Below are 25,253 nucleotides of genomic sequence, written 5' to 3'. Positions count from 1 at the left end.
CCGCCGTCATGCCTCCTCGCCCCGCGCGGCGGCGGGCGGGCTGGCGTCACGCGTGGTGGCCCCGGTGCGCTCGTTGCTGGGCGCCGCGACATCGAGCGTCGGGCTCATCGGGCGGGCCGTCACGGGCGAGATCTCGAACGTCTTCGACACGCTCGTCGGGCACACCACCGTGTTGCCGTTCGAGGCGCCCTACACGCGGTTCAACGGCCGCCTGGGGCCGAAACGCGTCGTCGCGGCCGGCAGCTGGGCGAAGGACCGCATCCAGGCGGTGCAACGGGCCACCGGGGCCACCGGCAATGACGTGGTGACCGCGATGGTGGCCGGGGCGGTGCGCCGCTGGCTGCTCGAGCGGGGGGAGTTGCCCAAACAGTCGCTGGTGGCCATCTGCCCGATCACGGTGCGCGCTCGCGAGTACGACGCGGCGAACGACAACCATGGCAACATGTTCGGCCTCTGGCTGTGTCCGCTGGGCACCGATGTCGACGACCCGGCCGCCCGGCTGGATCTGATCCACCGGTCGATGTCGGAAGGAAAGCGCTCGGTTGCCAAGCGGGGGTCGGCGGTATCGCTGCTGACCACCGCGCCGAGCATCGCCGCGACGGTGGTCGTCCCCCTGCTGTCGTTCGCGCCCAAGGTGCGCACCGGCTACAACCTGCCCATCTCGCACGTGCCCGGTCCGGACGCCGAAATGTATTGGAACGGGGCCCATGTCGACGACATGTATCCCGTGTCGACGGTGTTCGACGGAATGGCCTTCAACGTGACGACGTGTTCCTACGCGGACCGGATCGGCTTCGGCTACGTCGCGGGCGCCGACCTGGTGCCCGACATCGACACGCTGATCCCGCTCACCGAGGAGTGCCTGACCGAGCTGGAATCCATCGTGAGCGTGGATTGAGCGCGGCCGTGCGCATGCCAAAAGGCCCTGCAAAGACCCATACCGCCCGCCTTGGCTTCGGGGCGGGGAAACGCAGATAGGAAAGGCTGTGGCATTTTTTAAAGTCGTCGCAGTCGACGTCGACGGCACCATTGCATCGGCCGGCAAGCTGTCCCCGCCGGCCGTTGCGGCGATCGACCGGGCCCGGCGGGACGGCCTGACCGTCGTGCTGGCCACCGGCCGCATCGCAGCAGAATTGCATGCCGAATTCCCTTGGCTCGCCGATCACGTCGATGCGCTGGTACTGGAAAACGGTGCGGTGGCGGTGATCGACGGGCGCACCCACGTGCTGGCGGAACCGGTGGACCCCGGCCTGGACGAGGCGCTCGCCGCGCGGGGCATCCCATGCCGGCGCGGCCAGGTGCTGGTCGCCATCGACGGTGAGGAGCACACCGCCGACGTCGTCGAGGCGATCGGTGAGCTGGGGATGGACTACCAGGTCATCCGCAACCGGTCGGCGCTGATGGTGTTGCCGGCGGGCACCACCAAGGGCACCGGGCTGGCCGCCCTCCTGGAAAGAATGAGCCTGTCGCCGCACAATGCCGTGGCGGTGGGGGACGCCGAGAACGACTTGTCGTTGCTCGGCGTCGCCGAGATCGGCGCCGCGGTTGCCGACGCCGTCTCGTCGGTGCGGCGATTCGCCGACGTCGTCCTGGAGCAACCGGACGGGGCCGGTGTCGCCGAGCTGCTCACCCAGCCGTATCTGTCTGGGGCGCAACGCTGGTGCCCGCCACGCCACTGGGTCGACATCGGCACGTTCGACGACGGGGCCACGACCCGGTTGCCGGGAAGCCAGGGCCGCATCCTGGTGACCGGACCGGCCGCCTCGGGAAAGAGCTACCTGCTCGGCCTGATGGCCGAACAATGGGTGCTGGCCGGCTACTGCGTGCTCGTCATCGACCCCGAGGGTGATCACCTGCAGCTGCAGCAGCTCAGCCAGGTGCAGGTTGTCGACGGGGGCCACCACCTGCCCGAACCGGCCGAGGTCGTCAACGCGCTGCGGCCGGACTCCAGCGTGGTGGTCGACATGTCGGGACTGCCCGAGCCCAGCAAGAGCGACTATGTGCGCCGATTGCGGTCGACCGCCGAGGCGCACCGCGAACAGCGCGGCTTCCCGCACTGGGTCGTCTACGACGAGGCCCACCTGCTCGGCGGCGACGAGGAAGCGCACTGGGCACGCCGCGGCGGTTACGTGTTGTGTTCGTTCGCGCCGGCGGCGCTTCCCGCGCACGAGATCGATACCAGCGACGTCGCGATAACGCTCGGCGATCGCGACATCGCGGCGGACATCGCCTCGCGACGGAGGGCCGCCATCCGTTTCGGATCGCAGCCGCCACGCGGGTTCACCATCGCGGACCGCCGCACCGAACACGTGCGGCACCGGCACAAGTACGCCGACGTCCGGCTCCCGCCAGAACGGCGGTTCTACTTTCGCACGACCAACGGCGAATCGATCCCCGCGGCCGCGAGCATGCACGACTTCTGCACTGCGGTAAGACATCTCGATCAGCAGGCACTCGAATACCATCTCGAACGCGGGGATTTCTCGCACTGGCTCGAGGGCACGATCGCCGACAAAGACTTCGCGTTGCTGGTGGCGGCATGGGAGGACGAGCTGGAGGCCCACCGGGCCGCCGACGTGGAACGCATCCGCGACCAGCTCGTGCGGGCGGTGGAAAAGCGTTACCTGCCTTCCGAAGAACGCTAGGTGGCCAGCCTGGCGGGGTGACGGCTCCGCTTCGCCGGCTTGCGCGCCAGGGCGCGGGTGACCAGCCGTGCGACGCCGAGTTCGATGCCGCTGGCGAGCTCGTCCACGTCGGGTGTGGCGTCGTAGTCCGCGGTGACGCCGAAGACGAGTTCGTCGACGTAGGTCAGCATGCTGATCACCGTGCGCAACTGCATGGCGATCGGCGGTATCGGCAGCAGCTCTTCCACCGGGCGCCCGAGCACCTGCAGCCGCCGGCGCGGGCCCGGCACGTTGGTCGCCAGGGTGACGATACTGCGCTGCGGCAGCCGCGTCAGCAGCCGAATCGCCCACGCGCTCAACACGAACGGCACGTAGTTGGTCAGCGTGACGAAGGTGCTGGCGGCCTGTCGCTCGCCGCTGCTCTTGAGCCTGTCCAGCCGGGCGTGCACGAGCCTGAGCCGCTTGACCGGGTCCTGCTGGTCGACGGGCAGCGATGACAGCATCGCCGACACGCGAACGTCGGTGCGGTTCATGGCATCCGGCGCGCGCACCGACACCGGAACCAGGGTGCGCAGCGAGTTGCGCCGGGGCTTCTCGCCGCGACGCAGCAGCATGGTGCGGTAACTGTCGGTGATCGCCGCCAGCGCCACGTCGTTGAGCGTCACGCCGAAGGCCTCGCACACCGTCTCGACCTCTTTGAGTGACACCCGCGCCGCGCTGTAACGCCGCATGTTGGCCACTGGGCCGCGCAGCGACGACCCCGCCGCCGGCACCGCCAGCCCGGTGACGAATTCCGCTGCGCCCCTTGCCGTCTGCGCGGCGACCGCGGTGGTCGCCAGCGAGGCGCGCCATAGCCCGCCCGCCCAGGTCAGCGGATTGCGGCTGAGTCCGGCCGAAAGGACGATCGACGACGGCAGCTCGTTGGCGGCGCGGATGTCGCCGGCGAACGTCTCACCCGCGCCGCCCGGGTCGGCCATGCTGGTCAACATCTGTACCGTCGCGATCCCGTCGGCGATGCAGTGGTGGACCTTGACCAGGGCCGCCCACCGCCCCTCCGGAAGGCCCTCGACGACCCAGCACTCCCACAGCGGGTGGTCGCGATCCAGCCTGCGCTCCATCAGGTCGGCGATCAGCCGGAACAGCGCGGCGTCGTCGCCGGGTTGGGGCAACGCCGCCCGCCGCACGTGATGGGCGATGTCGAAGTGGGGGTCGTCGATCCATTCGGGCGCCGCCAGCTCGAGGGCGTGCTTGTGCACCCGCTGCGTGAACCGGGGGACGCCGCGTATCCGCTCGCGCAGTGCCGCGGTGAACGCCTCCACATCGGGCATCGGCCCATCGATGACGGCCAGCGTGCCGATCGCCAGACTCAGGTGCCGGTCGGCGTCCTCGGCCTCCAGGAAGCTGGCCTCCATGGTTGACAGGTGTTCCATCGGCGCTCATCTCCGATCGCGGCGGTCTGCATCACTATGCGTCCGCGCCGCGAGCGCCGGTAGTGCCGTTGGTCCCGAAGCTAGGAGCGCGACCCGCCGCTCACCCGGGCCATGATGCGGTCCAGCACGATCGTGGACAGGTCCCCGTCGTCGGCGACACGGGACAGGCCGCGCCGCCGCAGGAAGGTGTCCAGCCGCCGATCGGGAGACCAGTCGGCATAAATGGGGCCGAGGTAGCGGGAGAGCAAGAATTCCCGCGCGAGGGCGTCTACGTCAGTATCGGTCAGTAACAACGGTGGGTTCAAACCCATAACCGTCATGCTCCTTTGTTCAGCCGCAACCGCCGCACGCTAAGTTACGTCAGACGAGGTCATTATTCCGTCACGCGGAGATTGCGGATAGGGTCCAAAGTCCCCGAAGGCGCGTGGGGCACATTGGCCTCGGCACAGGGACCATTGGCCCTGTCGGACGGCGGCGCCGTCCACCGAAACTGGCGTCATGGCCTACGCGATGAGACGGACCACCGAGGCGGCGGCGCTGCTCGGTCTGCTGTACGGCGCGCGACAGTATTACCGCAATTGGGGCGCGACCAAGGCGGAGTGCCGGATGGTGCTGCCCGGCGACGGGTCGGTGCCGGATCCGGCGATCCAGACGACCGAGGCGGTGTACATCGACGCGCCGGTGTCCGCGGTGTGGGCGGAGCTGATGCGGGCCGGCCAGGTGCGCCGCGACGCCGGCTCGGAGTGCGAACAGCTCGCGGTCGGCGATGTCGTGCGCCTGGCGCCCGAGGGCTGGATGGGCCTGCCCGACGGGGTGACGTTGAGCGTCGCCGAGCTCGTCGGAGAAAAATATGTCGTGCTCAACGCCACACGAGCGGATCGGCGCTGGAATGCGGTGTGGTCCTTCCACATTCAGCCGCACTGGGAAGACCGCGTCCGGCTCCTCACCCGCGCCCGAATCGCGCTGCGCCACCCCGGCGAGGTGTTCGCCATGGAACTGGCCAGGCCGGTCATCACGCTGGGCACCCGCGCCTTGTTGCTCGGCGTCAAGCGACGGGTCGAGCGGTCCCAGACGACGACGCCGACCCGATCGGCGGTTTGAACTCGGCTAGCCGGTGGCCACCTGCACGTGCTTCTCGGCGGGAGCGGGCTTCGAAATACCCACGGAGACAGTCAGGATGCCCTTGTCGTAGGTAGCCTTGATGTCGTCGTCGTCGGCGCCGGACGGCAGCGAGACCGTGCGGACGAACGAGCCGTACGAGAATTCCGAGCGGCCGTCGAATTCCTTCTTCTCGCTGCGTTCGGCCTTGATGGTGAGCTGACCGTCGCGGACGGTGATGTCGACGTCCTTCGCCGGGTCGATGCCGGGGATCTCGGCGCGAACCTCGTAGCGACCGTCGGTTATCTCGTCCTCGAGCCGCATCAGCCGGGTGTCGAACATCGGGCGGATGCCGGCGAACGAAGGGAACCCCGCGAAGAAGTCCGCAAACTCGGGGAACAGCGAATGCTGTGGCTTCTGGGTCGCAGGAAGGGTGCTGGTCATTGTGTTCTCCTGAAATGTTGTGAGTTGCCAGAAACGACGCCTCAATCCGACCACCGCGGCCGCCGAGGCGATAGGGACTCAAGTCCTCATTGGGTTTACGGCTGCTGAATTTCGGTGAAAGGCGGGGATACTCGGGAGATGAGCAGTCCGCCGAGCGGTGCGCGGTGGCCGGCGAGCGTCCGGCGCCGCGACGGGCGGCTGGTGCCCTTCGACCCGGGCCGCATCGAGGCGGCGATCGCACGGGCCGCTCGCGAGGCCGGGCACCGGGACCCCGGCGCGCCGGGCCGGGTCGCCAAGGCGGTCGCCGACGCGCTGGCCCGCCGGCCCCGCGCCAAGATCGCTGCGGTCGAGGAGATCCAGGACTTCGTCGAGGCCCAGCTGGTCGCAGCAGGGTTGGACGACGTGGCCCGCGCGTACATGGTCTATCGGCAACACCACGCGGAGTTGCGCGCCGCCAAGGAGCTGCTGGGCGTGCGCGACGAGCTCAAGTTGAGCGTGGCAGCGGCGACAGTGCTCGGCGAGCGCTACCTGCTGTCCGGTGAGGACGGCAGGCCGACCGAATCGACCGGTGAGATGATGGACCGCGTCGCCAGCTGCGTCGCGGCGGCCGAAGAAACCTTCCGGCGCGGTTCCTCGGCGAAGTGGGCGGAGCGGTTTTCGACGCTGCTGCGCGGCCTGGAGTTCTTGCCGAATTCGCCGACGCTGATGAACGCGGGCACTGAACTGGGCCTGCTGTCCGCGTGTTTCGTTCTGCCGATTGAGGATTCGCTCCGCTCGATCTTCCTCGCGCTCGCCCACAGCGCTGAGATCCACCAGGCCGGAGGCGGCACCGGCTACGCGTTCGGTCACCTACGTCCCGCGGGCGATCGGGTGACCCGCACCGGGGGCGCGGCGAGCGGGCCGATGTCTTTCCTTCGGCTCTTCGACACCGCGGCGGACGTCGTCTCGATGGGCGGACGGCGGCGCGGAGCGTCGATGGCGGTGCTGGACGTTTCACACCCCGACATCTTCGAATTCGTCAGCGCCAAAGCGGATTCCCACAGCGCGCTGACCCAGTTCAACCTCTCGGTGGGCGTGACGGACGCGTTCTTGCGATCCGTCACGCGCGGCGGTGAGCACCGTCTGGTCAACCCGCGAACCGGCAAGACGGTCGCGCGAGTGCCCGCCGCCGACCTGTTCACGGCGATCTGCGCGGCCGCGCATCGGTGCGGCGACCCGGGATTGGTGTTCCTCGACACGATCAATCGCGCCAATCCCACGCCGGCGCGGGGCCGGATCGAGGCAACCAACCCGTGCGGGGAGGTCCCATTGCTGCCGTACGAGTCGTGCAACCTGGGCTCGATCAACCTCGCCCGGATGGTCAGCGGCGGCGGCGTCGATTGGGATCGGCTGGCGCAGGTCGCCGAGCTGGCCGTGCGCTTTCTCGACGATGTGATCGACGTCAGCGGGTATCCCGTCGCGGAGATCGGGGCGGCCACCCGGGCGACCCGAAAGATCGGGCTGGGCGTCATGGGATTGGCGGAGATGTTGGCCGGCTTGGGGATTCCGTACGACAGCGAGCGAGGGGTCCGTTTGGCCGGCCGGATCGCGCGCTGCATCGAGCAGGCGACGCGGGCGGCGTCGGCGCGCCTGGCCGACGAGCGGGGACCGTTTCCGGCGTTCGGCGACAGCCGGTTTGCGGGCTCGACGCCGCGGCGCAACGCCCAGCTCACGTCGATCGCCCCGACCGGCACGATCTCCCTGATTGCGGGCACCACCGCGGGGATCGAGCCGATGTTCGCGATCGCCTACACGCGCTCGGTCATCGGCCGGCGCCTCCTGGAGGTCAACCCGTGCTTCGATCGGCTCGCCCGCGATCGGGGCTTCTATCGTCCTGAGTTGATCGCCGAGATCGCACGCCGTGGCGGCGTGCGCCAGTACCCGCACCTGCCCGCGGAGGTCCGCGCCGCATTTCCGACCGCGGCGGAAATCGCTCCGGAGTGGCACCTGCGGATGCAGGCCGCCGTGCAGCGCCACGTCGATGCGGCGGTGTCCAAAACCGTCAACCTGCCCGCCGATGCGACCGTCGACGATGTTCGCTCGCTCTATTTGGCCGCATGGAGAGCGAAGGTCAAAGGCATCACGGTTTACCGTTACGGCAGTCGGCCCGGACAGGTGCTGACCTATGCCGGCCCGGCTACCGAACACGCGCCGGTGTCCGCCGACCCCACCTTCAGCGGCGGCTGCGTGGGCCACATCTGCGAGTTCTGACCGGGCAGGTCCATTGGCCGCTGGCGCAAGGTCCAACGGCCCTAGTCGCGGCCACGGCGCCACCTTAGTTTCGGCTGCAGGGTGGAGTGGCCTCACGCGGGCCAACGACTTTGGAGGTTCTGGAAGTGCACGACGCGATCCCGCTAGGACGGGTCGCCGGTTTCCCGGTGAAGGTGCACTGGAGCGTGCTGGTCATCCTCTGGTTGTTCACCTGGAGCCTGGCGACCACGCTGCCGAGCACCGCCAAAGGGTATTCGACCGCGGCCTATTGGCTCGCGGGCGCCTGTGGCGCGCTGGTGCTGCTGGCGTCGCTGCTGGCGCACGAACTCGCGCATGCGATCGTCGCCCGCCGCGCGGGGGTAGGCGTGGGCAGTGTGACGCTCTGGCTGTTCGGCGGGGTGACCACGCTCGACGGCGAGGCGAAGACTCCCAAAGCCGCCTTCCGGATCGCCATCGCGGGCCCCGCCACCAGCCTGGCGCTGGCCGCGACGTTCGGCGGCCTCGTCGCGGCGCTGCGCAGCGTCGGCGGCGCTCCGATCGTCGTCGGGGTCGCCGCCTGGCTGGCCGGCATCAACCTGCTGCTGGGCCTGTTCAACCTGTTGCCGGGCGCCCCGCTGGACGGCGGCCGGGTCCTGCGGGCGTACCTGTGGCGCCGCCACGGCGACCTCGTGCGCGCCGGCATCGGCGCGGCGCACGCCGGGCGGATCGTCGCGTTCGTCCTGATCGCCCTGGGGCTGGCCGAGTTCGTGGCGGGCGGCGTCGTCGGCGGCGTCTGGCTGGCGTTCATCGGCTGGTTCATCTTCGCCGCCAGTCGCGAGGAGGAGATGCGGATAACCACCCAGCAGCTCTTCGCCGGTGTGCGCGTGGCCGACGCGATGACCGCCCGGCCGCACACCGCACCCGGGTGGATCACCGTCGACGATTTCATCCAGCGCTATGTGCTGGGCGACCGACACTCGGCGTACCCGGTGGCCGACCAAAACGGGTCGATCGTCGGGCTGGTCACGCTGAGCCAGCTGCGCGACCTCGCCCCGGGCCGGCGCGGCACCACCAACGTGGTCGACATCGCCCTGCCGCTGGACGCGGTGCCCACCGCGGGACCGCAGGAGCCCCTGACGGCGCTGCTCGAGCGGATGACACCGGTCGGCCCGCGCAGCCGCGCGCTGGTGGTCGACGGCGGCGACGTGATCGGCATCGTCACGCCCAGCGACCTCACCCGGCTGATGGACGTCTATCGGCTCTCCCAGCCCGGACCGGCCCTGACAGGCCATTCCTGAGAGCCGAAAGATGTTGGCGGGCTTATGAAACCGATCATCGTGGGCATCGACGGCTCCGCGGCGGCCGTCGCGGCCGCGCTGTGGGCCGCCGACGAGGCGATCAGCCGTGGTGCGCCGCTGCGCCTCGTCGCGGTCATGAAGCTGACGCACCCGTCCACCGACGACTACGCACGCGACCTCGTGCACGCCGAGAAGTCGCTTCGCGAGGCGCGATCCGCGATCGAGGCCGGCCGCGCCACGGTCACCGTCGAAACCGACATATTGCGGGGGCCCGCCGGGCCGCTGCTGGTCGAGGCGTCCTCGGATGCCGAGATGATCTGCGTGGGATCGGTGGGGATCGGGCGCTTCGCGCGCTCGATCCTGGGTTCGACGGCGACCGAGCTCGCCGAGAAGGCGCATTGCCCGGTCGCGGTCCTGCGCACCGAGCGGCCACCGCCCGACATCAATTGGATCGTCGTCCGGATGACCGACGCACCCGGCAACGACATCGTCGTCAAATACGCTGTGGCGGAAGCGAAGTTGCGCCGGGCGCCCATGCTCGTGCTCGGGGGCCGGCCGGAGGATCTCACCGAACACGCCGACGGGCAGTTCGAACGGCGTGTGCAGGATTGGCGGCGGCGCCATCCCGAGGTGCGCGTCTACCCGATCACCACGAAGGACGCCATCTCCGGCTTCCTGACAGCCAATGACGAGCAGGTCCTGCTCGCGGTGATCGGCGGCGACGAGGCCGACCAGCTGGCGCGGCTCGTCGGGCCGCACGGGCACCCACTTTTCCGCCACCCCGAATGCTCGGTGCTCGTCGTGCGCTGACGGCCGCGCGCCGCCCTTGAGAAGTGACCTTTGGCACTTACGCCCGGCCCGCGACGAGTCGATGATCACCGGGTAACAAAATGGCCCGTCGGGGAGGGTGATCAGCGGTGATCGGTGCTCGCACCTCCCGGATCTGGACCTCGATCGCGATGCTCGCGCAGCGCGAGGGGTCCACGATCTCGCCGAGGCACGCGTGCCTGGCGTGCGTGGAGGCGGTCGGCGTCAGCGGCGCCGGCCTGATTTTGCCCAGCGGCACGGGGTCGCTCGAACCGCTCTGTGTCACCGATTCGCATGCCGGTGCGGTTGAAGAATTGCAAGCGACCGTGGGCGAGGGCCCGGGAATTGACGCGCACGAGTCGGGCAGGCCGATTCTCGTCGCGGACATGGCCGCGCCGATGGGCAACCACCGATGGCCGATGTTCGCAACCGACGTGAGTCGGCTCGGGGTGCGCGCCATGTACAGCCTTCCGCTGGCGCTGGGCGCGCTCCGCGTGGGAGTGCTCGACCTCTATCACGACACGCCGGGTCCCCTCGACCGGGAACAACTGATGGACGCCTTGGTCTACGCCGACACCGCGCTGCTGCTGGTGCTCGACGCCGAATGCGGCATCTCCACCGCGGTGGACGGTGACGATCCCGATGGACTCGGTCCGGTGCTGTGGCACGCGGAGGTGCACCAGGCGGCCGGCATGATCTCCGTGCAACTCGGCTCGTCGGTGCTCGACGCGTTGGTGCGGCTGCGCGCGTACGCCTACAGCCACAACGCGCGACTCACCGATGTCGCACGCGCCGTGGTGGAACGCCGGTTGCGCTTCCGGCCGGACGACGCGAAACCTTCGGCGGGCCAGGGCAGCCGGGTGCAGCCATGACCGGCCCGCAGCCCGCCATCGCGGATTCGTTTGTCGAACTGGCGGACACGCTCGTCGCCGACTTCGACCTGGTCGACTTTTTCCACCTGGTGTCGGTGCGCACGCAGCAGGCCCTGGGCGTAGAGGCGGTCGGGCTGTTGGTCGCCGACAATCACGGCGGCCTCAACGTCGTCGCCGCATCCAGTGAGCAGGCCCGCGTGCTGGAGTTGTTCCAATTGCAACACGCCGAGGGTCCTTGCCTGGACTGCTACCGGACCGGGCGGCCCGTCGATTGCCCGGACCTTTCCACCGAATCCGACCGGTGGCCGCATTTCGTCCCGAAGGCCCTCGACATCGGGTTCGCGGCCGTGCACGCGCTGCCCATGCGGTTGCGCGGGGAGGTCATCGGCGGAATGAACCTGTTCACGCAGACGCGCGGTGGTCTTGATCCCCAATTACGCACCGTTGCCCAGGCATTGACCGACGTGGCTGCCATCGGGCTGCTGCAGCAACGAGTCATATGTCAGCGGGATCTGCTGACCGAACAGTTGCAGGCCGCGCTCAACAACCGTCTGAGCTTCGAGCAGGCGAAAGGCATTCTGGCTGAACGCGGTCGCATCACTGTCGGTGAGGCGTCCGAATTGTTGCGGCGCTACGCCCGTCGTCAGGACCGGAAGTTGACCGACGTCGCCCACGACGTGGTCCGTAACGATCCCGCGGTCGCCGACCTCGTGGATCGCGTGGGCGGCATAGCACCGATTGACTGATTCTCAGCGGATCCGCGGCACTTACCGGCTCGACGCGAAAGCTAGGCCGGCGCCTCGCGCGCCACGACGACCGGCACCCGCGCCATCTGGGCGACGGTCTCGCCGACCGAACCCACCAGCATCCCGGCGAATCCGCCGCGCCCCGTGCTGCCGACCACGACCAGCTGGGCATCCAGCGATGCCTCGACGAGCCGGCGCGCGGGCTGGGCCTGCACGACGACCCGCGCCACCTGCACGTCGGGGTACTGTTCCTGCCAACCCGCCAGCCGCTCGGCCAGCACCTCTTCGGCCATGGATTGCGTTGCGGGCCAATCGACTCCGGGCCACTCCGAGATGTCGAGGTCGCTCCACGCGTGCAGGGCGACCAGGCCGGTGTGGCGGCGCGAGGCTTCGTCGAAGGCGATCGCGGTGGCCGACTCGGATGCCGGCGAACCATCGATGCCGACCAGCACCGGCGACTGACCGGCGGCGGCCGCCGGCAAGTCCTCCTCGTGGACGATCGCGACCGGGCAATGCGCGTGCCGCAGCAGGGCCGAACTGACCGAGCCGAGCAGCCGACCGGGCCAGCGCCCGCTGCCCTGTGCCCCCACCACCACCAGCTCGGCTTCCTTGGACAGGTCGACCAGCGCGGGAACCGCGCCCGACGAAAGGATTTCGGTGTGGACGCCGGCGGGACCGCCGGACGCGGTGGACTCTTCGACGACCTTGAGCGCGCCGTCGATGAGCCGGCGACCGTGATCCTGTTGCCAGCGCATCACGCCTGGCGGCGGCGGCGTGCGCAGCCAGGTCGAAACCTCCGGCGAAACCGCGTAGACGAGTGTCAGGGGGATTCTTCGCAGCTCGGCCTCGCGTGCCGCCCACTGCACCGCAACCCGTGCGGCCGGAGAGTCGTCGATGCCGACGACGATCCCCATGGGTCCCGTAGCTGCATGGCGCGATGACATGGCATGTCCTCTGTTCGTCGGTGTCAATCGGCTGTCTTTCACGCACGACGCTATTGGCGCGGGCGCGTCGGCCAGCAGAGCCGTTTGTCACAGATTCGACGAGCAGAGGTCCCCTGGCGGCGGGCGTCAGAGCGGCGGTGGCGCAGAAGTTTTCACGACCGGCTCCAGCGGGAGGCGCAGCCCGTCGGGGCCGGTTTTCGTGTCGAAGTCGTTGGTGTCGGCCAGGATTCGGGGCGACGGGGTGGAGGTGAGCCTGGTGATCCGGATCCGCCAGACCCGTGGCCCCTTGTCGAGGTACTCCCAGCCGTAGCCGCCGGGGTGGTCGGCGTCGAACTCGTCCCGCAGGTGCTTGGGGTCGTGGTTGTTCACCAGCACCAAGGAGTCGCCGACCGCCAGCGCGCCGAACGCCGCAAAGATCGTCGGGTGCTTGTCCGGCTTGCGCAGCCCGCACACGTCAAGTTCGTTGTCTGCCACTGGTTCTCCGTAGTCCTTGGTTTCTACAAAAGATTTTGTGTAAACTTTATCGCATGACGTACGTGATCGGAAAGCCGTGCATCGACGTGATGGACCGGGCCTGCGTCGAGGAGTGCCCGGTGGACTGCATCTACGAAGGCGGCAGGGCGCTGTACATCCAGCCCGACGAGTGCGTGGACTGCGGGGCGTGCGAGCCGGTGTGTCCGGTGGAGGCGATCTACTACGAGGACGACCTGCCCGAGGAGCTGAGACCCTACCTGGCCGATAATGAGGCGTTCTTCACCGAAGTGCTGCCCGGTCGGGACGAGCCGCTGGGGTCGCCGGGCGGGGCGGCAAAGATCGGTGCCCTCGGTGTCGACACACCGTTGGTCGCCGGCCAGCCCGGGGTCGACGAGATCAAAGGAGCGTGAGGCGGATTACGTCAGTCGGAGAACCCATCGGTCATCGCCGCCGCGAGGTGCTGCGGTTGTTGCGTTCGTCGGCCGCCCCGATGAGCATCATCGCGATCGCCGAAGAACTCGGCGTGCATCCCAACACCGTGCGCTTCCATCTCGACAGCCTGGTCGGCGACGGCCGGGTCGAGCAGGTCGAGCCCGGCCGCAGGGGGCCCGGGCGCCCGCCGCTGATGTTCCAGGCGGTCCGGCAGATGGACCGCGGCGGGACGCGCCACTACCGGCTGCTGGCCGAAATCCTGACCGAGGCGCTGGCCGCCGACCGCGATCCCCGCGGCAAGGCGATGGCCGCGGGCCGGGCGTGGGGACGCAACCTGGAATCGGCCCCGCAGCCGTCGGCGCGGGCCACCAGCGCCGAGCAAGCCGTCGACTATCTCGTCGGGGTGCTCGACGAGCTGGGATTCGCGCCGGAGCGCCGGGAATCCGACGGGCGGCAACTGGTCGGGCTGCGCCATTGCCCGTTTCTGGAACTGGCCGAAACCCGCGGCGCGGTCGTATGTCCCATTCACCTCGGGCTGATGCAGGGCGCCCTCGAGACGCTGGCCGCGCCGGTCACCGTCGATCGGCTCGACGCGTTCGTCGAGCCGGATCTCTGCCTGGCGCACCTCAAGCCGGTCGGGGCCGGCCGGTGAGCACGGGGTCGGCGATCGCCGTCGCGGTGACCTTCGTCTGGCTCGGCATGGTGCTGGCGATCTCGTTCCTGGAAGCCCCGCTGAAGTTCCGCGCGCCCGACGTGACGCTGCAGATAGGGCTCGGCATCGGGCGCTTGGTCTTTCGCGCCCTCAACACCGTCGAGGTGGCCTTCGCCCTCGTCATCGTGGCGATCCTGGCGTCGGCCCCCGGCGGGCCGATGCCCGCGCGCGCCGCCGTGCCGTTCGCCGTCGCCATCGCCGCGCTGGCCGCCCAGTTGATCGCGGTGCGCCCGCGGTTGACCCGCCGGTCCGATCAGGTGCTCGCCGGGTCCGAGGGACCGCGGTCCCACGCCCACTACGCCTACGTCGGCTTGGAGGCGGTCAAGACGGTGGCCCTGCTCGTGGCGGGGATACTGCTACTGACCGTCTGATTGCGGCTGTCACAACCGAAGGGGCCGATTATGGAATCCATCTCGTTGACCGCGCTCGCCGCCGAAAAGCTCGCCGAGGCGGGGAAGTCGCACAGCGGACGCGCCGCGCACACCATTCACGGCGGCCACACCCACGAGCTGCGCCAGACCGTGCTGGCGTTGCTCGCCGACCATGACCTGTCCGAGCACGACAGCTCCGGCGAGGCGACGCTGCAGGTGCTGCAGGGCCACGTGCGCCTGACGACCGGCGGCGACGCCTGGGACGGCAAGGCCGGGGACTACGTCGCGATCCCGGCGCAACGGCATGCCCTGCACGCGGTCGAGGATTCGGTGGTGATGCTGACCGTGCTGAAGAGCCAGCCCGGAGCGGCCCACTAGCCCGGATGTTGTCCACGCCCTGGTCGAGGGAGTTCGGGCTGCGGGCGCCGATCGTCAACGCCCCGATGGGCGGGGTGGCCGGCGGCCGGCTGGCCACCGCCGTCACCGCCGCCGGGGGGCTGGGCATGGTCGGCATGGGCAGCGACGGGAGCCGAGAGTTACTGCGGGCCGAACTGCGGCACGTGCGCGGGAGGGTCGGGATCGGGCTGGTGGAGTGGGTGATGCGCAACGAGGAGGGTCTGCTCGAAGACGCGCTGGCCGCCGGGCCCGCCCTGTTGTCGGTCAGCTTCGGCACCGACTGGTCGTGGGTCGCCCGGGCGCACGACGCCGGAATCCCCACCGCCACACAGGTTTACGACGGGGAGGGCGCCCGCCGGGCCGCCGACGCGGGCGTCGACGTCCTGGTTGCGCGGGGGGCCGAGGGCGGCGGGCACGGCGCGGTGCAGCTCGGCACGCTGCCGTTGCTCGACGCCGTGCTGGACGCCGTGCCGGTGCCGGTCCTCGCCGGCGGCGGCATCGCCTCGCCGCGCAGTCTGGCCGCCGTGCTGGCCGCCGGCGCGAGCGGGGCGTGGGTCGGCACCCGCCTGGCGGCGTGCCCGGAGGCCCTCACCGGTGCCGGCAGCCGCCGCGCGCTGATCGCCGCCCGGGCCACCGACACGGTCGTCACCCGGGTCTTCGACGTCGCCAAGCGGCTACCGTGGCCGGCGCGTTTCCCGTCGCGCGTGTTGGCCAACGACTTCGTCGCGCGCTGGACCGGCCGCGAGGACGCCCTCGATGCGCCGGCCTGCGACGAACTCTCCACCGCGATCGCCGCCGACGATCGCCGCGTCGCGCCCGTCGACGCCGGCGAGGGCGTCGGGATGATCCGCGACGACGCGTCGGTGGCGGAGGTGATCGACGAGATGTGTGCGGGCGCGGAGCGTTTGCTGGCCCGCTGGTGAACGAGCCTCAGACCGCCCGCAGGTAGCGGCGGGCGATGACGCGCTGGGCTACCCGCACCAGCGGCCCACCGGCCTTGCTCCACCAGGCCGCCGGCCGCGAGAACGCCGACACCTCCGCGTACACCGCGGAGGTGTTCGGGTCGTGGCGCACGAGGAAGCGTTCCTCGCCGGACTCCGGATGCCCCGGCAGGGTGCCGTAGGCGAAGCCGCGCATGTCGGGTTCGTCGATGACGTACACCACCCGGCAGGGCGCGGGCAGAAAGCCCATCCGCACCACCAGCACCGCGTCGACGACCGCGATCTCGGAGCTGGCCTGAACGCGCAACCCGGATCCCCGCTGCATGCCCCAGTGCATGACCGCGTCCGCCGCCCGTTCGAAACGCTCTCGGCCCGTGCCGATTCGGCGCTCGACATGCTGATGGTCGTACCCCGCGGGCAACTCGCCGTCGACGGTTGCGCCCACCTCGTTGTACGTGAGTGGAAGTTCTTCGAGAGTTTCCAAGTCCACCAGCCCCAGCTTGCCACGCCGAGATGCGCGGTCACCTTCGGCGCGTACGGTCGTATGCGTGACCGCTCAAAAAACAGTTGCAGAAGCATCCGGAACGTTCACCCTCGGCGGCGACCTGACCGTCAACCGGCTCGGTTTCGGCGCCATGCGCATAACCGGCAAGGGCGTCTGGGGCCCGCCCGCCGACCGCGCCGAATGCGTGCGGGTGCTGCGCCGCGCCGTCGAGCTCGGCGTCAACTTCATCGACACCGCCGACTCCTACGGCCCCTACATCTCCGAGGAGATCATCCACGAGGCGCTGCACCCCTACTCGTCTCATCAAGGCCTGGTGATCGCGACCAAGGCGGGGCTGCTGCGCACCGGCCCGGACGTCTGGACCCCGCTCGGCAACCCGAGCTACCTGCGCCAGGAATGCGAGATGAGCCTGCGCCGCCTCGGCGTCGACACCATCGACCTGTTCCAGCTGCACCGCATCGACCCCAACTTCCCGCTGGCCGACCAGGTGGGCGAGCTGCTCAAGCTGAAGAACGAGGGGAAGATCCGCCACATCGGCCTGTCCGAGATCGACGTCGAGCAGCTTAAAGCGGCCCAGCAGGTCACCGAGATCGTGTCGGTGCAGAACATGTACAACCTGGCGTCGCGCGCGGCCGAGCCGCTGCTGGACGCCGTGACCAGCCAGGGCATCGGCTTCATCCCGTGGTTCCCGCTGGCCGCCGGCCCCTTGGCGGCGCCCGACGGCCCGCTGCAGCGCATCGCGGCCGAACACGACGCGACGCCGTCGCAGCTGGCGCTGGCCTGGCTGCTGAAGCGTTCGCCGGTGATGCTGCCCATTCCCGGCACGTCCAGCGTCGCGCACCTGGAGGAGAACGTCGCCGCGGCCGAGATCGCGCTGAGCGACGAGGAGTTCGAGACGCTGGCTGCCGCGGGAGCCCAGCGCACGGTGTAGCCGCGGGGGGCAATACGGTGTGCTGGTGGCCGGCGACCATCACAGACACCCAGGTGGGGGATTCAACCCACCGGATCCGACGAGCAAGGGCGGCCCGGACTACGGCCGGTTCATCGACGCCGTGCGCAAGCTGCAGGACCACGCCCGCGCCGTCGACGCGCCCGACGAGGTGATCACCGAAGCCGCGGACCAGTTGGAGAAGCTTTCGGCGTTGCTGGCTCCCTTCGACACCGACGAATGGGAGTCGCCGTCCGGACGCCGGATGGATCTGCCGATGCGCGGCAACATCCTGAGCATCCCGATGAAGGCGAGCAAAGGCACTGACGGCCGCATCCACGGCTGGGCGCGCTTCGCCCGCTATCACCTGGGCCGCAACGGCGCCGTGCACGGCGGGGCCCTGGGCATGCTGTTCGACAGCGTCCTCGGGCTGACCTCCTCGGTGATCACCGGCGACCCCCGCCAGCGCACCGCCTACCTCAAGATCGACTACCGACAGATCGTGCCGATCGAGAAGGAATTGCAGTTCGACGCGGGAATCGACCGGGTGGACGGGCGCAAGATCTTCGTGTCGGGCCGGCTGACCGACGGCGACACCGTGCTGACGGAGGCCGACGCGCTGTTCGTGCGGCTCAAGCCTGGCCAGCCCTGAGGTGCGCCTTCCCCGATAGCATTGCAACGACCAAACACCCAGACGTTGGAGACCAACCCGATGAGCGCCGCCGCACAGCCAATCCCAGCAGCCCCGATCCGGGTGCCCGCCGGGACCACGGCCGCCGCCGCGGTCGGCGAGGCCGGGCTGCCGCGGCGCGGCGCGCCCGACGCGATCGTGGTGGTGCGCGACGCCGAGGGCAAGCTGCGCGATCTGAGCTGGACGCCCGAGGCCGACGCCGAGGTGATCCCGGTGGCGGCCAACACCGATGAGGGCCGCAGCGTCATCCGGCACTCGACCGCCCACGTGCTGGCCCAGGCCGTCCAAGACCTGTTCCCGCAGGCCAAATTGGGCATCGGGCCGCCGATCACCGACGGCTTCTACTACGACTTCGACGTCGCCGAGCCGTTCACGCCCGAAGACCTGGACAAGCTGGAAAAGCGGATGCGCCAGATCGTCAAGGACGGGCAGCTGTTCGACCGGCGCGTCTACGAGTCCAAGGACGCCGCGCGCGCCGAGCTGGCCGGCGAGCCTTACAAGCTGGAACTCGTCGACGACAAGTCCGGCGACGCCGAAATCATGGAGGTCGGCGGCGACGAACTCACCGCCTACGACAACCTCAATCCCCGCACGCGGGAACGGGTTTGGGGCGATTTGTGCCGGGGCCCGCACATCCCGACCACCAAGCACATCCCGGCGTTCAAGCTGACCCGGAGCTCCGCCGCCTACTGGCGTGGCGACCAGAAGAACGCCAGCCTGCAGCGCATCTACGGCACCGCGTGGGAGTCGCAGGAGGCCCTCGACCGCCACCTCGAGCTGCTCGAGGAGGCGCAGCGCCGCGACCACCGCAAGCTGGGCGCCGAACTCGACCTGTTCAGCTTCCCCGACGAAATCGGTTCGGGCCTGGCGGTTTTCCACCCCAAGGGCGGCATCGTGCGCAGGGAGCTGGAGGAGTACTCGCGGCGCAAGCACATCGAGGCGGGGTACGAATTCGTCAACACCCCGCACATCACCAAGGCGCAGCTGTTCCACACGTCGGGCCACCTGGACTGGTACGCCGACGGCATGTTCCCGCCGATGCACCTCGACGCCGAGTACAACGAAGACGGGACGGTGCGCAAGCCGGGCCAGGACTACTACCTCAAGCCGATGAACTGCCCGATGCACACGCTGATCTTCGCCGCGCGCGGGCGTTCGTATCGCGAGCTTCCGTTGCGGCTCTTCGAGTTCGGCACCGTGTACCGCTACGAGAAGTCCGGTGTGGTGCACGGGCTGACCCGCGCGCGCGGGTTCACCATGGACGACTCGCACATCTTCTGCACCCGCGAACAGCTGCACGACGAGCTCGCCTCGCTGCTGCGGTTCGTGCTCGAGTTGCTCGGCGACTACGGGCTGGAGGACTTCTACCTGGAGCTGTCCACCAAGGACCCGGAGAAGTTCGTCGGCTCCGATGAGATGTGGGAGCAGGCCACCAACTCGCTGGCCGAAGTGGCGGCCGAGTCCGGCCTGGAGCTGGTTCCCGATCCCGGCGGCGCGGCGTTCTACGGCCCGAAGATCTCTGTGCAGGCCCGCGACGCGCTGGGCCGCAGCTGGCAGATGTCGACGATCCAGGTGGACTTCAACTTCCCCGAGCGTTTCGAGCTGGAGTACACCGCGCCGGACGGATCCCGTCAGCGCCCGGTGATGATCCACCGCGCGCTGTTCGGGTCGATCGAGCGGTTCTTCGGCATCCTCACCGAGCACTACGCGGGGGCGTTCCCGGCGTGGCTGGCGCCGGTTCAGGTGGTCGGCATCCCGGTCGCCGACGAGCACGTGGCCTACCTGGAAAGCGTTGCGGCGCAGTTGAAGTCACACGGTGTGCGGGTCGAGGTGGACGCCAGCGACGACCGGATGGCCAAAAAGATCGTTCACCACACCAACCAGAAGGTGCCGTTCATGGTGCTCGCCGGCGACCGCGACGTGGCCGCCGGGGCGGTGAGCTTCCGCTTCGGCGATCGCACGCAGATCAACGGCGTGGCCCGCGACAGCGCGGTGGACGCCATCGTCAAGTGGATCGCCGACCGCGAAAACACCGCCCCCACAGCGGAATCGCTGAAAGTGGTCGGCGGTGACTGACGAGCAGCGCGACGACACGATCCTCGACCGGGGCGTCGGCGAGCAGGACCACCTGCAGCGGTTGTGGACGCCGTACCGGATGAACTACCTGGCCGAGGCGCCGCTGAAGCGCGACTCCAACTCTTCGGGCAAGTCCGACCAGCCGTTCACCGACATCCCGCAGCTGTCGGACGAGGACGGCCTGGTGGTCGCCCGCGGCGAACTCGTCTACGCCGTGCTCAACCTGTACCCGTACAACCCCGGGCACCTGATGGTGGTGCCCTATCGGCGGGTGTCCGAGCTGGAGGACCTGACCGACGCGGAAAGCGCGGAACTGATGGCCTTCATCCAGAAGGCGATTCGCGTCATCAAGAACGTGTCGCGGCCGCACGGCTTCAACGTCGGCCTCAACCTGGGCACGTCGGCGGGCGGATCGCTGGCCGAGCATCTGCACGTGCACGTCGTCCCGCGCTGGGGCGGCGACGCGAATTTCATCACCATCGTCGGCGGGTCGAAGGTGATCCCGCAGTTGCTGCGCGACACGCGGCGGTTGCTGGCCACGGAGTGGGCTCGAAACTCATGAGTAAGGTGCCGTTCCTGTCGCGGGCGGCGTTCGCCCGGCTCACCACCCCGACCGCCCGGGCCTGCCTGCGGATGGGGCTGACGCCGGACGCCGTCACGATCCTGGGCACCGTCGTCGCGGTGGCCGGCGCGCTGACGCTGTTCCCGATGGGCAAGCTGTTCGTCGGAACGCTGGTGGTGTGGTTCTTCGTGCTCTTCGACATGCTCGACGGCGCGATGGCCCGGGAGCGCGGCGGCGGCACCCGCTTCGGTGCGGTGCTGGACGCCACCTGCGACCGGGTCAGCGACGGCGCGGTGTTCTGCGGGCTGCTGTGGTGGATCGCCTTCGGCATGCACGACAAACTGCTGGCGGTGGCGACGCTGATCTGCCTGGTCACCTCGCAGGTGATCTCCTACATCAAGGCCCGGGCCGAGGCCAGCGGGCTGCGCGGCGACGGCGGCATCATCGAACGGCCCGAACGGCTGATCATCGTGCTGGTCGGCGCCGGGGTGTCGGACTTTCCGTACGTCGCGTGGCACCCTGCGCTGCCGGTGGCGATGTGGGTGCTGGCGGTGGCCAGCGTGGTCACCTGCGTGCAGCGACTGCATACGGTGCGGACCTCACCCGGCGCGACGGAGCCCCTGCCGTGATCCTGGATGTGGGCGGGAGGGCCACCGACTGGGCGTACGCGGCCGGCTGGTTGGCCGTGCGCGCGCTGCCGGAGTTCGCGGCCCGCAACGCCTTTGACACCGGCGCGCGCTATGCGGCCCGGCGCGGCGGCCCGGATCAGCTGCGCAAGAACCTGGCCCGCGTCATCGGTGTGGCGCCATGCGACGTGCCTGCCGCGCTGATGCGCGCCTCGCTGGCCTCCTATGGCCGCTATTGGCGGGAGGCGTTCCGGTTGCCGACGATGGACCTGCGCGCGCTGGCCGGCGAACTCGACGCCGCCTTCCGGGGCGCCGAACACCTGGATGCGGCGCTGACCGCTGGCCACGGCGCGATATGCGCGTTGCCGCACAGCGGCAACTGGGATATGGCCGGGGTGTGGTTCACGCAGACGCGTGGCACGTTCACCACCGTCGCGGAACGGCTCGAACCGGAGTCGCTGTACCGGCGTTTCGTCCGCTACCGCGAGAGCCTCGGCTTCGAGGTGGTGCCGCTCTCCGGTGGCGAGCGCCCGCCCTTCGAGGTGCTGTGCGACCGGCTGCGGGACAACCGGCTCGTCTGCCTGATGGCCGATCGCGACCTCACCCGCACCGGTGTCGAGGTGGACTTCTTCGGCGAAGCCACCCGGATGCCCGCCGGACCGGCGAAGCTGGCGATCGCGACCGGGGCGGCCCTGCTTCCGGTGCACTGCTGGTTCGACGGCGACGGATGGGGATTTCGCGTGTTCCCGCAACTCGACTGCGCCGGCGGCGACGTCCAAGCGATCACCCAGGCGCTGGCCGATCGGTTCGCCGAGAACATCGCCGAGTATCCCGAGGACTGGCACATGATGCAGCCGCAGTGGCTGGCCGACCTGTCGGAGGCGAAGCAGGCGAGGCTGAGGGCGACCTGATGCGGATCGGGATGGTCTGTCCGTACTCGTTCGACGTGCCGGGCGGGGTGCAGTCCCACGTCCTGCAACTGGCCGAGGTGATGCGCGCCCGCGGGCACGACGTCAGCGTGCTCGCGCCGGCCTCGCCGCACGCGCGCCTGCCCGACTACGTCGTCTCCGCGGGCAAGGCCGTCCCGATTCCCTACAACGGGTCGGTGGCCCGGCTGCGGTTCGGCCCGGCCACCCACCGCAAGGTGAAGAGGTGGCTCATGCTGGGTGATTTTGATGTGCTGCACCTGCACGAGCCCAACGCGCCGAGCCTGTCGATGCTGGCCCTGAACATCGCCGAGGGCCCGATCGTGGCGACGTTTCACACCTCGACCACCAAATCGCTGACCCTGACCGTCTTTCAGGGCATCCTGCGGCCGATGCACGAGAAGATCGTCGGGCGCATCGCGGTGTCCGACCTCGCGCGGCGCTGGCAGATGGAGGCGCTGGGCGTCGACGCGGTGGAGATCCCCAACGGGGTCGACGTCACCTCGTTCGCAAAGGCGCCGCGGCTGGACGGCTACCCGCGGCCGGGCAAGACGGTGCTGTTCCTCGGGCGCTACGGCGAGCCCCGCAAGGGCATGGCGGTGCTGCTCGACGCGCTGCCCCGCGTGGTCGAGCGCTACCCCGATGCGCAGCTGCTGATCGTCGGTCGCGGTGACGAGGACGAATTGCGCGCTCAGGCAAGCGAATTGGCGGACCACATCCGCTTCCTCGGCCAGGTCGACGACCCCGGGAAGGCGTCGGCGCTGCGCAGCGCCGACGTCTACTGCGCGCCCAACACCGGAGGGGAGAGCTTCGGCATCGTCCTGGTCGAGGCGATGGCCGCGGGCACCCCGGTGGTGGCCAGCGACCTGGACGCCTTCCGGCGCGTGCTGCGCGACGGCGAATGCGGGCGGCTGGTGCCCGTCGATGACGCCGCCGCCCTGGCCGACGCGCTGATCGAGGTGCTGGACGACGACGCGCTGCGCGAGCGCTACGTGACGGCCGCCGCGGCGGCGGTGCGTCGCTACGACTGGTCGGTGGTGGCCAGCCAGATCATGCGGGTGTACGAGACGGTCGCCGGTTCGGGCGCCAAGGTGCAGGTGGCCAGCTGATGTCGTGGGCGATCCTCGTCATGACGGCGCTCGGAGTCCTGCTCGTCGTGCTGGGCGCGTGGGCCTACCGGACCGCCAACCGGCTGGACCGGCTCAATGTCCGCTACGACCTGTCGTGGCAGGCGCTCGACGGCGCGCTGGCGCGGCGCGCGGTGGTGGCGCGGGCCGTCGCGATCGACGCGTACGGGAGTTCGCCGGAGGCCGGCCGGCTGGCGGCGCTGGCCGATGCCGCGGAACGCGCGCCCCGCCCGGCGCGCGAGAACGCCGAGAACGAGCTCTCGGCCGCGCTGGCGATGGTGGATCCGGCGTCGCTGCCGGCGGGCCTGATCGCCGAGTTGGCCGACGCCGAGGCTCGCGTGGTGCTGGCCCGCCGGTTTCACAACGACGCGGTGCGGGACACCCTCGCGCTTGCCGAACGCCCCCTGGTGCGCGCCTTCAAACTCGGCGGCACCGCCGCGCTGCCAAGCTATTTCGAGATCGTCGAGCGCCAGCACGCGCTGGCGCACGGGGGCTTGAGCACGCCCGACCACCGCACCTCGGCGCGGGTGGTGCTGCTCGACGAGAGCGGCGCGGTGCTGTTGCTGTGCGGGTCCGACCCGGCGAACCCGGCGTTTCCCGACGGCGCGGCGCCCCGGTGGTGGTTCACCGTCGGCGGCGAGGTGGGCAAGGGCGAGCGGCTGGCCGAGGCCGCCGCGCGGGAACTGGCCGAAGAGACCGGCCTGCGCGTCTCGCCGGCCGACATGGTCGGGCCGATCTGGCGGCGCGACGAGGTCTTCGAGTTCAACGGCTCGCTGATCGACAGCGAGGAGTTCTACCTGGTCCACCGCACCAGCCGGTTCGAGCCGTCCCTGGCGGGGCGGACCGAGCTGGAACGCAGCTACATCCACGCGGCCCGCTGGTGTGACGCGAATGACATCGCCGTTTTGACCGCCGCCGGCGAGCAGGTCTACCCCGTGCAGCTGGGCGAACTGTTGCCCGCGGCCAACCTGCTGGCCGACGGCGACCGCAACCCCGGCCTGCTCGAGTCGATCCGCTGATCAGGGGGAAACTCGCTCGTCGCCGACCACTAGAGTGGAGGCGCAATGGACGAAGACAACAAGCCAGTGGAGTCGGGCCAGGCCGTGACGGGCACGGCGCGGGTCAAGCGCGGCATGGCCGAGATGCTCAAGGGCGGCGTCATCATGGACGTCGTCACCCCCGAGCAGGCCCGGATCGCCGAGGGCGCCGGCGCCGTCGCGGTGATGGCGCTGGAGCGGGTGCCCGCCGACATCCGCGCACAGGGCGGGGTGTCGCGGATGAGCGACCCCGACATGATCGAGGGCATCATCTCGGCGGTGACCATTCCGGTGATGGCCAAGGCGCGCATCGGGCATTTCGTCGAGGCGCAGATCCTGCAGAGCCTCGGTGTGGACTACGTCGACGAATCCGAGGTGCTGACCCCGGCCGACTACACCCACCACATCGACAAGTGGAAGTTCACCGTGCCGTTCGTGTGCGGTGCGACGAACCTCGGTGAGGCGCTGCGGCGCATCAGCGAGGGCGCGGCCATGATCCGCTCCAAGGGCGAGGCCGGCACCGGCGACGTCTCCAACGCCACCACCCACATGCGCGCCATCAGCGGCGAGATCCGTCGGCTGACGTCGCTGTCCGAGGACGAATTGTACGTCGCGGCAAAGGAATTGCAGGCACCGTACGAGCTGGTCGTCGAGGTGGCCCGGGCGGGCAAGCTGCCGGTGACGCTGTTCACCGCCGGCGGGATCGCCACGCCGGCCGATGCCGCGATGATGATGCAACTCGGCGCCGAGGGCGTGTTCGTCGGCTCGGGCATCTTCAAGTCCGGTGCGCCCGAGCACCGGGCCGCCGCGATCGTCAAGGCCACCACCTTCTACGACGACCCGGACGTGCTGGCCAAGGTGTCGCGCGGGCTGGGCGAGGCGATGGTGGGCATCAACGTGGAGCAGCTCCCGCAGCCGCATCGCCTGGCCGAACGCGGCTGGTAAGCCGAAGGCTGT

At 69.7% G+C, this 25,253-nt stretch carries 28 protein-coding genes; 22 read left to right on the top strand and 6 right to left on the bottom strand.

The features are described from left to right. Together A5696_RS18585 and A5696_RS18580 are read left to right on the top strand one after the other, a co-directional pair. Positions 1–898, top strand: an 898-nt coding sequence (locus A5696_RS18585; RefSeq protein ID WP_156738477.1) for a WS/DGAT domain-containing protein, incomplete at its 5' end; no start/stop codon positions are given. Positions 899–986: 88 nt separating this feature from the next. After that, complete coding sequence (locus tag A5696_RS18580; protein ID WP_067882240.1) at positions 987–2,645, top strand: HAD hydrolase family protein; 1,659 nt, start codon at positions 987–989, stop codon at positions 2,643–2,645. On the opposite strand, the gene A5696_RS18575 is transcribed toward A5696_RS18580, so the two are convergent. Beyond that, on the bottom strand, positions 2,642–4,054 hold the full coding sequence (locus tag A5696_RS18575) for a wax ester/triacylglycerol synthase family O-acyltransferase (RefSeq protein ID WP_067882238.1): 1,413 nt from the start codon (positions 4,052–4,054) through the stop codon (positions 2,642–2,644). The genes A5696_RS18580 and A5696_RS18575 overlap by 4 nt on opposite strands. An 80-nt stretch (positions 4,055–4,134) precedes the next feature. Then, a complete protein-coding gene (locus A5696_RS18570; RefSeq protein ID WP_197517014.1) occupies positions 4,135–4,341 on the bottom strand; it encodes a hypothetical protein in 207 nt (68 codons plus the stop codon). 211 nt (positions 4,342–4,552) lie between these two features. Between A5696_RS18570 and A5696_RS18565 the strand changes: the two genes are divergently transcribed. Next, positions 4,553–5,155: a hypothetical protein gene (locus A5696_RS18565; protein WP_067882235.1), complete on the top strand. Its 603-nt coding sequence runs from the start codon at positions 4,553–4,555 to the stop codon at positions 5,153–5,155. Positions 5,156–5,161: 6 nt separating this feature from the next. Here the strand turns inward: A5696_RS18565 and A5696_RS18560 are convergent, their stop codons facing one another. Then, positions 5,162–5,596: an Hsp20/alpha crystallin family protein gene (locus A5696_RS18560; RefSeq protein ID WP_067882233.1), complete on the bottom strand. Its 435-nt coding sequence runs from the start codon at positions 5,594–5,596 to the stop codon at positions 5,162–5,164. A 138-nt stretch (positions 5,597–5,734) separates the two neighbouring features. On the opposite strand from A5696_RS18560, the gene A5696_RS18555 reads away from it, so the two are divergent. The 5 genes from A5696_RS18555 to A5696_RS18535 all read left to right on the top strand — a co-directional run bounded on the left by A5696_RS18555 (position 5,735) and on the right by A5696_RS18535 (position 11,548). Next, on the top strand, positions 5,735–7,846 hold the full coding sequence (locus tag A5696_RS18555; RefSeq protein WP_067882230.1) for an adenosylcobalamin-dependent ribonucleoside-diphosphate reductase: 2,112 nt from the start codon (positions 5,735–5,737) through the stop codon (positions 7,844–7,846). 125 nt (positions 7,847–7,971) lie between these two features. After that, a complete protein-coding gene (locus tag A5696_RS18550; protein ID WP_067882255.1) occupies positions 7,972–9,123 on the top strand; it encodes a site-2 protease family protein in 1,152 nt (383 codons plus the stop codon). A 24-nt stretch (positions 9,124–9,147) separates the two neighbouring features. Then, positions 9,148–9,933, top strand: a complete 786-nt coding sequence (locus tag A5696_RS18545) for a universal stress protein (RefSeq protein WP_067882227.1) — start codon at positions 9,148–9,150, stop codon at positions 9,931–9,933. A 107-nt stretch (positions 9,934–10,040) separates the two neighbouring features. After that, positions 10,041–10,802: a GAF and ANTAR domain-containing protein gene (locus tag A5696_RS18540; RefSeq protein ID WP_082956396.1), complete on the top strand. Its 762-nt coding sequence runs from the start codon at positions 10,041–10,043 to the stop codon at positions 10,800–10,802. Next, complete coding sequence (locus A5696_RS18535; RefSeq protein WP_067882224.1) at positions 10,799–11,548, top strand: GAF and ANTAR domain-containing protein; 750 nt, start codon at positions 10,799–10,801, stop codon at positions 11,546–11,548. Before A5696_RS18540 ends, A5696_RS18535 begins: the two co-directional genes overlap by 4 nt. Before the next feature lie 41 nt (positions 11,549–11,589). Here the strand turns inward: A5696_RS18535 and A5696_RS18530 are convergent, their stop codons facing one another. After that, positions 11,590–12,492, bottom strand: a complete 903-nt coding sequence (locus A5696_RS18530; protein ID WP_067882221.1) for a universal stress protein — start codon at positions 12,490–12,492, stop codon at positions 11,590–11,592. Between the two features lie 126 nt (positions 12,493–12,618). Then, positions 12,619–12,966, bottom strand: a complete 348-nt coding sequence (locus tag A5696_RS18525) for a DUF2249 domain-containing protein (RefSeq protein ID WP_067882218.1) — start codon at positions 12,964–12,966, stop codon at positions 12,619–12,621. Between the two features lie 53 nt (positions 12,967–13,019). Here A5696_RS18525 and fdxA point away from each other — a divergent pair, with 53 nt between their 5' ends. Genes fdxA through A5696_RS18500 form a run of 5 tightly spaced genes read left to right on the top strand, consistent with a single transcriptional unit; the run spans position 13,020 to position 15,800 of the window. Further along, positions 13,020–13,376 carry a ferredoxin gene (gene fdxA, locus A5696_RS18520; protein WP_067882216.1) on the top strand — a complete coding sequence of 119 codons (357 nt, stop codon included), beginning with the start codon at positions 13,020–13,022 and terminating at the stop codon, positions 13,374–13,376. Beyond that, the gene (locus A5696_RS18515; protein ID WP_067882213.1) at positions 13,373–14,050 is read left to right on the top strand and encodes a metalloregulator ArsR/SmtB family transcription factor; all 678 of its coding nucleotides are present in this window, start codon (positions 13,373–13,375) and stop codon (positions 14,048–14,050) included. Before fdxA ends, A5696_RS18515 begins: the two co-directional genes overlap by 4 nt. Beyond that, a complete protein-coding gene (locus tag A5696_RS18510; protein WP_067882211.1) occupies positions 14,047–14,481 on the top strand; it encodes a hypothetical protein in 435 nt (144 codons plus the stop codon). Before A5696_RS18515 ends, A5696_RS18510 begins: the two co-directional genes overlap by 4 nt. Before the next feature lie 30 nt (positions 14,482–14,511). Further along, a complete protein-coding gene (locus A5696_RS18505; protein ID WP_067882209.1) occupies positions 14,512–14,859 on the top strand; it encodes a cupin domain-containing protein in 348 nt (115 codons plus the stop codon). A gap of 5 nt (positions 14,860–14,864) precedes the next feature. After that, entirely contained in the window at positions 14,865–15,800 is a 936-nt protein-coding gene (locus tag A5696_RS18500; RefSeq protein ID WP_067882206.1) for a nitronate monooxygenase family protein, read from the top strand. A gap of 7 nt (positions 15,801–15,807) precedes the next feature. Here A5696_RS18500 and A5696_RS18495 read toward each other — a convergent pair whose 3' ends face one another. Then, positions 15,808–16,308 carry a DUF1990 family protein gene (locus A5696_RS18495; protein ID WP_067882203.1) on the bottom strand — a complete coding sequence of 167 codons (501 nt, stop codon included), beginning with the start codon at positions 16,306–16,308 and terminating at the stop codon, positions 15,808–15,810. 58 nt (positions 16,309–16,366) lie between these two features. Here A5696_RS18495 and A5696_RS18490 point away from each other — a divergent pair, with 58 nt between their 5' ends. From A5696_RS18490 to pdxS, 9 genes are read left to right on the top strand one after another with little or no spacing between them, the layout of a single operon-like run. After that, a complete protein-coding gene (locus A5696_RS18490; RefSeq protein ID WP_067882200.1) occupies positions 16,367–17,254 on the top strand; it encodes an aldo/keto reductase in 888 nt (295 codons plus the stop codon). A gap of 25 nt (positions 17,255–17,279) precedes the next feature. Then, a complete protein-coding gene (locus A5696_RS18485) occupies positions 17,280–17,903 on the top strand; it encodes a PaaI family thioesterase (RefSeq protein ID WP_369803366.1) in 624 nt (207 codons plus the stop codon). A gap of 60 nt (positions 17,904–17,963) precedes the next feature. Continuing rightward, the gene (gene thrS / locus A5696_RS18480) at positions 17,964–20,018 is read left to right on the top strand and encodes a threonine--tRNA ligase (protein ID WP_067882246.1); all 2,055 of its coding nucleotides are present in this window, start codon (positions 17,964–17,966) and stop codon (positions 20,016–20,018) included. Then, positions 20,011–20,580 carry an HIT domain-containing protein gene (locus A5696_RS18475; RefSeq protein ID WP_067882197.1) on the top strand — a complete coding sequence of 190 codons (570 nt, stop codon included), beginning with the start codon at positions 20,011–20,013 and terminating at the stop codon, positions 20,578–20,580. Before thrS ends, A5696_RS18475 begins: the two co-directional genes overlap by 8 nt. Further along, complete coding sequence (gene pgsA / locus A5696_RS18470; RefSeq protein ID WP_067882194.1) at positions 20,577–21,209, top strand: phosphatidylinositol phosphate synthase; 633 nt, start codon at positions 20,577–20,579, stop codon at positions 21,207–21,209. Before A5696_RS18475 ends, pgsA begins: the two co-directional genes overlap by 4 nt. Beyond that, positions 21,206–22,117: a phosphatidylinositol mannoside acyltransferase gene (locus tag A5696_RS18465; RefSeq protein WP_067882191.1), complete on the top strand. Its 912-nt coding sequence runs from the start codon at positions 21,206–21,208 to the stop codon at positions 22,115–22,117. Before pgsA ends, A5696_RS18465 begins: the two co-directional genes overlap by 4 nt. Continuing rightward, entirely contained in the window at positions 22,117–23,241 is a 1,125-nt protein-coding gene (locus A5696_RS18460; protein WP_067882190.1) for a glycosyltransferase family 4 protein, read from the top strand. Before A5696_RS18465 ends, A5696_RS18460 begins: the two co-directional genes overlap by 1 nt. Further along, positions 23,241–24,278: an NUDIX domain-containing protein gene (locus A5696_RS18455; RefSeq protein WP_067882185.1), complete on the top strand. Its 1,038-nt coding sequence runs from the start codon at positions 23,241–23,243 to the stop codon at positions 24,276–24,278. Before A5696_RS18460 ends, A5696_RS18455 begins: the two co-directional genes overlap by 1 nt. A gap of 45 nt (positions 24,279–24,323) precedes the next feature. Beyond that, positions 24,324–25,241, top strand: a complete 918-nt coding sequence (gene pdxS, locus A5696_RS18450) for a pyridoxal 5'-phosphate synthase lyase subunit PdxS (protein ID WP_067882182.1) — start codon at positions 24,324–24,326, stop codon at positions 25,239–25,241. Positions 25,242–25,253: the final 12 nt, after the last annotated feature.

The organism is Mycobacterium sp. E2699, assembly GCF_001666745.1.
Lineage (GTDB): Bacteria > Actinomycetota > Actinomycetes > Mycobacteriales > Mycobacteriaceae > Mycobacterium.
The sequence above is the reverse complement of the archived record's forward strand: the minus strand, read 5'-3'. Positions and strand labels throughout refer to the sequence as shown.

Excerpts from the sequence above, each read along its gene's own strand:
- A5696_RS18575 (WP_067882238.1), bottom strand. The coding sequence starts at position 4,054 with ATGGAACACCTGTCAACCATGGAGGCCAGCTTCCTGGAGGCCGAGGAC.
- A5696_RS18565 (WP_067882235.1), top strand. The coding sequence starts at position 4,553 with ATGGCCTACGCGATGAGACGGACCACCGAGGCGGCGGCGCTGCTCGGT.
- A5696_RS18560 (WP_067882233.1), bottom strand. The coding sequence starts at position 5,596 with ATGACCAGCACCCTTCCTGCGACCCAGAAGCCACAGCATTCGCTGTTC.
- A5696_RS18555 (WP_067882230.1), top strand. The coding sequence starts at position 5,735 with ATGAGCAGTCCGCCGAGCGGTGCGCGGTGGCCGGCGAGCGTCCGGCGC.
- A5696_RS18545 (WP_067882227.1), top strand. The coding sequence starts at position 9,148 with ATGAAACCGATCATCGTGGGCATCGACGGCTCCGCGGCGGCCGTCGCG.
- A5696_RS18535 (WP_067882224.1), top strand. The coding sequence starts at position 10,799 with ATGACCGGCCCGCAGCCCGCCATCGCGGATTCGTTTGTCGAACTGGCG.
- A5696_RS18530 (WP_067882221.1), bottom strand. The coding sequence starts at position 12,492 with ATGTCATCGCGCCATGCAGCTACGGGACCCATGGGGATCGTCGTCGGC.
- fdxA (WP_067882216.1), top strand. The coding sequence starts at position 13,020 with ATGACGTACGTGATCGGAAAGCCGTGCATCGACGTGATGGACCGGGCC.
- A5696_RS18505 (WP_067882209.1), top strand. The coding sequence starts at position 14,512 with ATGGAATCCATCTCGTTGACCGCGCTCGCCGCCGAAAAGCTCGCCGAG.
- A5696_RS18500 (WP_067882206.1), top strand. The coding sequence starts at position 14,865 with ATGTTGTCCACGCCCTGGTCGAGGGAGTTCGGGCTGCGGGCGCCGATC.
- thrS (WP_067882246.1), top strand. The coding sequence starts at position 17,964 with ATGAGCGCCGCCGCACAGCCAATCCCAGCAGCCCCGATCCGGGTGCCC.
- pgsA (WP_067882194.1), top strand. The coding sequence starts at position 20,577 with ATGAGTAAGGTGCCGTTCCTGTCGCGGGCGGCGTTCGCCCGGCTCACC.
- A5696_RS18460 (WP_067882190.1), top strand. The coding sequence starts at position 22,117 with ATGCGGATCGGGATGGTCTGTCCGTACTCGTTCGACGTGCCGGGCGGG.
- A5696_RS18455 (WP_067882185.1), top strand. The coding sequence starts at position 23,241 with ATGTCGTGGGCGATCCTCGTCATGACGGCGCTCGGAGTCCTGCTCGTC.
- pdxS (WP_067882182.1), top strand. The coding sequence starts at position 24,324 with ATGGACGAAGACAACAAGCCAGTGGAGTCGGGCCAGGCCGTGACGGGC.